Genomic DNA, 7,031 nt, shown 5'->3' on the forward strand with positions numbered 1-7,031 from the left:
TTCAGCCCACTGTAGGCCTCGACGGTCCGCGATACCAGCTCCGCGCACGCATCTGGATCGGATACGTCGGCCGCGACGAAGCGCGCCGTGCCGCCTGCCTGCTCGATGAGGCTGACGGTCTCGATGCCCCCGTCTTCGTCCACGTCCGAGACGACGACGCGCGCGCCAGCCGTGGCATAGCGGAGAGCGATGGCGCGGCCGATGCCGCTGGCGGCGCCGGTGACGAGAGCGGTTTTCTGCATGGGTTTGATGGTCTCGAGGTGGCGACGCGGTCAGGGCGATCCGCCTGACCTTGAAGCCCGCACCGCCCTCGAGGTTCGGCCTCCGTCCTCGAGGACGACACTCGGCGTGAGAGATGGGTCGTTTGAAGGTTGGCTCGCAGCCCTCGGCGACCTCGAGGACGATCCCTCTGCCACGTTGGTCCGCCGACCTCGAGGATGCCGCCCGCCTCGGAGTCGCAGCACTTGAACCCTGAACCCTCTACCGGAACGCGTCCGCGACCAGCATCTCCGCCTCGTCGTAGGCGTCCGCCGCCGCGGTCAGCTTGCCGAACGCGTCCTCGAGGGAGCCACCGCCGCCCAGCGTCGTGATCTCCTCCGGCGAGCCCGTCTGCAGGATCTGCCCGTCGCGGACGACGATCACCAGGTCCGCCACTTTCTCGACGGCGTCCAGCAGGTGCGACGAGTAGAAGATGGTCCGCCCCTTCGCGGCCAGCGTCCGCAGGAGGGCTCGCGTTTGGAGGACGGCGTGCGCGTCGAGGCCGCCGAGGGGCTCGTCCAGGAGGAGGACTGGCGGGTCGTGCAGGAGCGCGGCCGAGATCAGGACCTTCTGCTTCATGCCCTTCGAGAAGCCGACCATCGAGCGGTCGCCGGCGTCCTCGAGGTCCCAGAACGTGAGGTGCGCGGCGGTGCGGCTCGTGATCTCGGCCTCCGAGAGCCGGTGCATCCGACCGATGAACGTGAGGTACTCGCGCGGCGTGAAGCTCTCGTAGACGTGGCCGTGCTCGGGGACGTATCCGAACCGGCGCTTGACCTCGACGGGATCGACCTTGACGTCGACGCCTCCGACCTCGACGCGGCCCGAGTCCGCGATGAGCGCGCCCGTCAGCAGCCGCATCGTCGTCGTCTTGCCCGCCCCGTTTGGGCCGACGTAGCCCGCCACCGATCCGGTCGCGACCTCGAAGGAGACGTCGGTCAGGATCGGCGTGCCGTCGATGGCGACGTGGACACCCTGGACAGTGATCATGGGTATTGGGGTTTGGGTGTTGGGGTTTGGGGACTAGGAGGGGAGACCCCAATCCCTAAGCCCCAATCCCTAACACCCTATCCGGGCGGCCACCGGAGGTCGCGCCCACCGATCAGGTGGACATGCAAGTGAAACACCGTCTGCCCCGCGCCCGCGCCGTTGTTGACGACCAGGCGGTAGTCCTCGAGACCTTCCTGCTTGGCCACCTTTCGGGCGACCGTGAACAGGTGACCGATGAGCGCCTCGTCCTCAGGCTCGACCGCGTCCGCGCGGGGGATCGGCGCGCGAGGGACGATCAGGACGTGCGTCGGCGCGACGGGGTTGATGTCGCGGAACGCGACCGCATGCTCGTCCTCGAGGACGATGTCGGCCGGGATCTCGCCGTCGGCGATCTTCTGGAAGAGGGTCTTGTCGTCGGCCACGAGGTCGGTATCGGCGTGGGAGGTGGCCAAGCTAAGCGGGCTCGAGGACGACGTCGGGCGGAACGGCGTCTCGCCCCCAGGCCGTCCGCTCGACCTCGACGCGACCGCCCCATCCGACCTCGAGGTCACTCGGGCGGTCCCCCTCCTCATCAGAGGACGGAGAACGTGAGCGCGCGTCCTCGAGGACGACTACTCGTTGTAGACCAGGCTCAGCAGCCGGTCGAAGGACTTCTCCATCTGGGCGAACTCGCCGGGGCAGCGACGGGCTCGCGCGACCGGCAGGCCACCGTCGTCGTTGACCAGCCCGATGTACTTGTCCGGGTCCGACCCGAACACCCAGCACGCGACGTTGTAGAGCCGCTGCGGGCCGAGCGAGTGCTCTCCGGCATAGTCAGACGCGCCGAACTCGCTGCGGCCCTGGAGCGCCAACACGCCGTCGATGGCCGACTGCGCCCCTTTGTCGCCTTGGCGGATGAGCGCCAGCGTCGCGAACTGGTCTGCCACGTCCTCCTCGCGCCCGGTGATCGGCAGGTCGAGCTGGTGCGTCAGCGCGTGACCGACCTCGTGGAGCATGATGAACCGGTACGCGCCGTCGATGGCCTCGGTCAGCCGCTCCGGCCCGACTTGCTCGCCCAGCACGCGGCTCATGTAGTCCATCATCTCGTAGCAGAACGAGACGGCGCCCGCGCTCGGGTTGTAGAACGCGTTCGGCTGGCCGCACTCCTCGAAGCTGACCGACACGTTCTGGGGAAGCGGGTAGGCCGCGTTGAGCCGCTGCACGACCGTCTCGAGCCGCCGCGCGCCCTGCACTTCGTCCCGGATCGCGGCGTAGGAGGAGGTCTCGTCGTAGGTCACCGGTGCCCACTTGCCCGCAAACCTCGCGTTCGTGGTCGGTGCCGGAGCGGACGTGCCCCCGTCCGCGCTCGAGCCCAAGCGCTCCGCGGTGAGGGTGTACGCCCCGGTCTCACCCGGCCCGTACGAGTTGGCCTGGACCGCGTACGTGCCGCTGGCCCCGACCGTGAACCGAACGCGAGCGTCGCTCCCGCCGCCGCCGTCGTCGTCGCGGCCCACGACCTCGACGTCCCCGCCCTCGATGGTGCCGATGGTGAGGTAGGCGTCGAACTCCGTCGAGCGCAGCGTCACCGCGATCTCGTCACCGGGCGTGCCGTCGAAGACGTACAGGTCCGCGAACGACTCGTCGGCCAGGGCGGTGTCGTCCGTCGACAGGCGGCCTTGGGCCGGGGTGCCGGTCGTCAGCGTTGGGAAGCCCGTGTCGGCGGCGCCGTCCGCGACATCCTGAGCCCGGTCGACGGACAGGGTGTAGGCGCCTGTCGCGGCCTGGGCGAACGAGTTGGCGACGATCACGTAGGTCCCGCTCGGTCCGATCCGCGTCCGAATGCGAGCGTCGATGCCCGGTCCGCCGTCGTCGTCCTGGGCGATGGACTCGAACTCGCCGCCGAAGACGCGGTTGAGCATCACGTACGGGTCGAAGTCGTCCGACGACAGCGTGATGACGACGTCCTGGCCGGGCGTGCCGGTGTACGCGTAGAAGTCGTAGTAGGAGCCGTCGTCGAGGACGGGATCGGAGGTGTCCAGCCGCCCGCTGACCGTCTCGCCGAGGCCGACGGCGAGCACGCCGGGCAGGTCGTTGCTGGTCGTCGCGAGCGACCGGACCGTGATCTGGTAGTCGCCTCGGGCATCGGGCCGGAAGGCGTTGGCGATGATCGAATACCGCCCGTCCGAGCCCGTCGTGACACGGAGCTGGGAGTTGGTGCCGCCGCCGCCGTCGTCGTCGGTGTGGGCGCCGGAGAACGCGTCGCTCTCGCTCGGCCCGCCCAGCAAGTAGGTGTCGAAATCGGCCGAGGCCATAAAGACCTCGATCTCCTCGCCCGGCGCGCCCTGGTACGTGTAGAGGTCGTAGTACGAGTCGTCCGAGAGCTGGTTGTCCCCACTCCCCAGCGACCCGCTGACCGAGTCGCCGGCCTCGAGGACGGATCGCACGCCGCTGCCCGACGACGTGACCGGCGCGCTGCCCAGGGACTCGACCTCGAGGGTGTAGGCGCCCACTTGTCCGCCCTCGAAGGTATTGGCCCGGATGCCGTACGTCCCGCTCGGCCCGACGGTCACGATGAGCTGGGCGTCGGTCCCACCCGCGCCGTCGTCGTCGAGGTCCACGACCTCGAACGTGTCGCCCTCGAGGGGGCCTCCGCTCAGGAACGCGTCGAGCTCCACCGAGCGCATCGTGATCGAGATCTCGTCACCCGGCGACCCGACGTAGGCGTAGGTCTCGTAGTGCGAGCCGTCATCGAGGACGGGGTCGGAGCCGTCGAGGCGCCCGCTGACCGTCTCGCCCGCGCGGATCACGCCCGGCCCCGTCGAGGGGACGTCGCCGCCGCCGAGGGACTCGGCAAACAAGGTGTAGCGGCCCGTCGATCCGCCCGAGAGCGAGTTGGCCTGGATCGCGTACTCGCCCGAAGGGCCGACGGTGATCGTCAGCTCAGAGTTGGTACCGCCGCCGCTGTCGTCGTCCGAGACCTCGAGCCGGTACTGGCCGTTCGTGACCGGGCCGGCCTGCATGAACGCGTCGAAGTCGTCCGACTGCAACGTGAACACGACCGTCTCGCCCGGCACGCCGATGTAGCGGTAGAGGTCGACGTGGGAGCCGTCGTCGAGCGTCGGGTCCGACGACGTGAGCGCGCCCTCGAGGCCGTCGCCGTCGCGGATGACGCGCGCGCCGGACCCGAAGGTTTGGGCCGCGAGTGGAGCCGCGACGAGCAGGAGGACGAGGGGCAAAAAGCGAGACAGAGACACGGGCACGTCAGGTGAGTCCAGTGCGAAGGATAGACTGGACGCCGTGCACCGTCCTCCCCTTTGCGGGGGACCGTCGGCTCCGCCGGTCTTGCGGTTCCCGAGGGCGCGTGCTTCGTCCTCGAGGCCGAGTCCGGTCTGGGCTGAGGTCCGCCGCCGTACGTTGGGGTCGCACGCCGTCGTCGCCATGATTGGGAAGATGCGCCCCCGCTTCGAGTCCGTGGCCCCGTGCCCGGCCCTGGCCGCGCCCGGGCGGCTCCGCGCAGCACTCGATGCCGCCGACGCACCGTGCCGGGGCGAGGTCTACGGCAACCACGCCGTCCTCCACGTGCCCCGTGCCCAGGAGCGCGTGTGGTCGCCGTTCCTTTCGCTCGACCTGGTCGGCCACCCGGAGGGGACGCTGGTGCGGGGCTTGTTCGGTCCCAAGCCGTCGATCTGGAGCTTGTTCGCCGCCTCCTACGCCGTCTGCGCCTTCGGGGCCGTCTTCGCGGCTGGCTTCGCGTTCGTCCAGTGGACGCTGGGGCAGCCGCCGTGGGCGCTCTGGGTCCTTCTGGCGACGGCCCTCGGTGCCCTCGCGACCTACGCCTTCGCGCGCGCTGGGCAACGGCGTGGGCGCGGCCAGATGGACCTTCTCCAGGGGTTCCTCGAGGACGCGCTCGCCACGCCGTGACGCCGACTCGAAGGACGCTCCGCTGCCGACGCCCTAGGCTCGCGACACCGCGATTGCCGACCGGGACCGGGCGACCTGCCTGAGTCGTCCTCGAGGCCGCGTCTTCGCGACGGAAGACGTCGTCCTCGAGGATGGACCCGCGTCGAGGTGCCGATGTGGGTGGCCTGACGGGACCCTGCCTCCGAGGTCGCGTTCGCTGGCCGCATCCGTGGGGGCTCCCGAGGTCGGACGGAACGGCGCCCGCGCCCGTCGGTTGGCTGCGGGACCGCTCCCGACCTCGATGCCTACCGTCTACGTCACCCGCAAGGCGCACTTCAACGCCGCCCACCGGCTCCACAACCCGGACCAGTCCGACGAGTGGAATCGGGACACGTTCGGCAAGTGCAACAGCCCCAACTGGCACGGCCACAACTACGAGCTCGACGTGACCGTGGCCGGCGAGCCCGACCCCGAAACGGGGTTTGTCATCGACCTGGCGCTCTTGAAGCGCGTCATCGAGGCCGAAGTGATCCAGCCGCTCGACCACAAGAACCTCAACCTCGACGTGCCCTTCTTGGAGGGCAAGAAGACCTCGACGGAGACGCTCGCCGTCGCGATCTGGCAACGGCTCGCGCCCCACGTCGACGGGCTCTACGAGGTGTCGTTGCGCGAGACCCACAACAACTCCGTCGTGTACCGTGGCGACTAACGCATCCGGCCTCGAACCGTCAGGCGGGCGTAGCCAGGCCGACGGCACCGCTCCCGAGTCGCCGCTCCGCTACGAGCGCCGCGACGTCTACCACACCGAGACGACCGAGGCGCTCGCGGACGTGACGCGTCGGCAGCTCGAGCTGATCGGGGAGGACCCGGAGCGCGAGGGGTTGCTGAAGACGCCCGAGCGCGTCGCGAAGGCGTGGCAGTTCCTGACCCACGGCTACGACCTCGACCCGGACGCCATCCTGCGTAGCGCCCTCTTCCAAGAGGACCACTCGCAGATGGTGCTCGTCAAGGACATCGAGGTCTACTCGCTGTGCGAGCACCACGCGCTCCCGTTCTTCGGCAAGGCGCACGTCGCCTACATCCCGGACGGCCGGATCGTGGGGCTGAGCAAGATCCCGCGCGTCGTGGACGTGTTCGCGCGACGCTTGCAGGTCCAGGAGCGCCTGACGATTCAGATCCGCGACGCCGTCGACCGTGTCCTCCAGCCCGAAGGCGTCGCGGTCGTGATCGAGGCGCAGCACTTGTGCATGATGATGCGCGGGGCCGAGAAGCAGAACTCGCACACGACGACCAGCGCCATGAGCGGCGTGTTCTTGGACAACACGGACACGCGGGCCGAATTCATGCGCCTGATCGCGGGGTAGCGTCCTCGAGGACGGACCGGCCTCGAAGTCGGACGTTGACCCGACGGATCCCGGGCCGACACGCACCGTCCTCGAGGGCGGTGAGCCCGCGTGAAGGACACGTCCTCGAGGGCGCGCTAGCTTGGCCGCCCCCTGCCCGACCCTGCCGTGTCTGAGTTCCACCGTCTCGACGCCGCGGCCGACGCCCGCTTCCTCCGCGCCCACGTGGAGGACCCGCTGACCAAGACGCCGTTCCGGCCGACCAACGAGGTCGTGCTGTGCGAGACGTGCGGGCTGGTGTCGCTCCGGGAGACCTGGGAGGCCGTCGGCGGATGCCCGAACGGGCACTCTACACCGGCGCGGTGGGATGCCGCGCGGGCGCTCGCAGCAGGCGATGGGGCCGCGGTGGCTCCGCCCCGTCCTCCGCGCCCAGTGGCAGTGGCTCCTCCAACGGAGCCGAAGAAAAACAAGTGGCTACTTCCGCTCCTAGCTGCCCTCTTGGTCGGCGGAGCCTTGGTTGCGGCCGTCGTGCTTGGAGGTCTCCTGGGCGACCAAGAGGAGCCC

General features: G+C 69.6%; 7 protein-coding genes and 1 pseudogene. 4 read left to right on the forward strand and 4 right to left on the reverse strand.

Annotated elements, in window-relative coordinates; translation table 11 throughout:
* The 4 genes from WBA11_RS16965 to WBA11_RS16980 form a co-directional block, all read right to left on the reverse strand.
* Positions 1-242, reverse strand: a 242-nt coding sequence (locus WBA11_RS16965) for an SDR family NAD(P)-dependent oxidoreductase (protein WP_424521827.1), incomplete at its 3' end; no start/stop codon positions are given.
* A 238-nt stretch (positions 243-480) separates the two neighbouring features.
* Entirely contained in the window at positions 481-1,245 is a 765-nt protein-coding gene (locus WBA11_RS16970) for an ABC transporter ATP-binding protein (RefSeq protein WP_424521828.1), read from the reverse strand.
* Positions 1,246-1,322: 77 nt separating this feature from the next.
* The gene (locus WBA11_RS16975) at positions 1,323-1,697 is read right to left on the reverse strand and encodes a histidine triad nucleotide-binding protein (protein WP_424521829.1); all 375 of its coding nucleotides are present in this window, start codon (positions 1,695-1,697) and stop codon (positions 1,323-1,325) included.
* Positions 1,698-1,856: 159 nt separating this feature from the next.
* The gene (locus tag WBA11_RS16980) at positions 1,857-4,460 is read right to left on the reverse strand and encodes a DUF4344 domain-containing metallopeptidase (RefSeq protein WP_424521830.1); all 2,604 of its coding nucleotides are present in this window, start codon (positions 4,458-4,460) and stop codon (positions 1,857-1,859) included.
* A gap of 214 nt (positions 4,461-4,674) precedes the next feature.
* Here WBA11_RS16980 and WBA11_RS16985 point away from each other — a divergent pair, with 214 nt between their 5' ends.
* From WBA11_RS16985 to WBA11_RS17000, 4 genes and pseudogenes are all read left to right on the forward strand, one after another.
* A complete protein-coding gene (locus tag WBA11_RS16985) occupies positions 4,675-5,145 on the forward strand; it encodes a hypothetical protein (RefSeq protein ID WP_424521831.1) in 471 nt (156 codons plus the stop codon).
* 280 nt (positions 5,146-5,425) lie between these two features.
* On the forward strand, positions 5,426-5,833 hold the full coding sequence (locus WBA11_RS16990; RefSeq protein WP_424521832.1) for a 6-pyruvoyl trahydropterin synthase family protein: 408 nt from the start codon (positions 5,426-5,428) through the stop codon (positions 5,831-5,833).
* Positions 5,823-6,488, forward strand: a complete 666-nt coding sequence (gene folE / locus WBA11_RS16995) for a GTP cyclohydrolase I FolE (protein ID WP_424521833.1) — start codon at positions 5,823-5,825, stop codon at positions 6,486-6,488. The genes WBA11_RS16990 and folE overlap by 11 nt, the downstream gene beginning before the upstream one ends.
* A gap of 147 nt (positions 6,489-6,635) precedes the next feature.
* A pseudogene (locus WBA11_RS17000) lies at positions 6,636-7,031 on the forward strand (hypothetical protein); the annotation flags it as partial.

Source organism: Rubrivirga sp. (assembly GCF_049648075.1).
GTDB lineage: Bacteria > Bacteroidota > Rhodothermia > Rhodothermales > Rubricoccaceae > Rubrivirga.

Excerpts from the sequence above, each read along its gene's own strand:
- WBA11_RS16970 (WP_424521828.1), bottom strand. The coding sequence starts at position 1,245 with ATGATCACTGTCCAGGGTGTCCACGTCGCCATCGACGGCACGCCGATC.
- WBA11_RS16985 (WP_424521831.1), top strand. The coding sequence starts at position 4,675 with ATGCGCCCCCGCTTCGAGTCCGTGGCCCCGTGCCCGGCCCTGGCCGCG.
- WBA11_RS16990 (WP_424521832.1), top strand. The coding sequence starts at position 5,426 with ATGCCTACCGTCTACGTCACCCGCAAGGCGCACTTCAACGCCGCCCAC.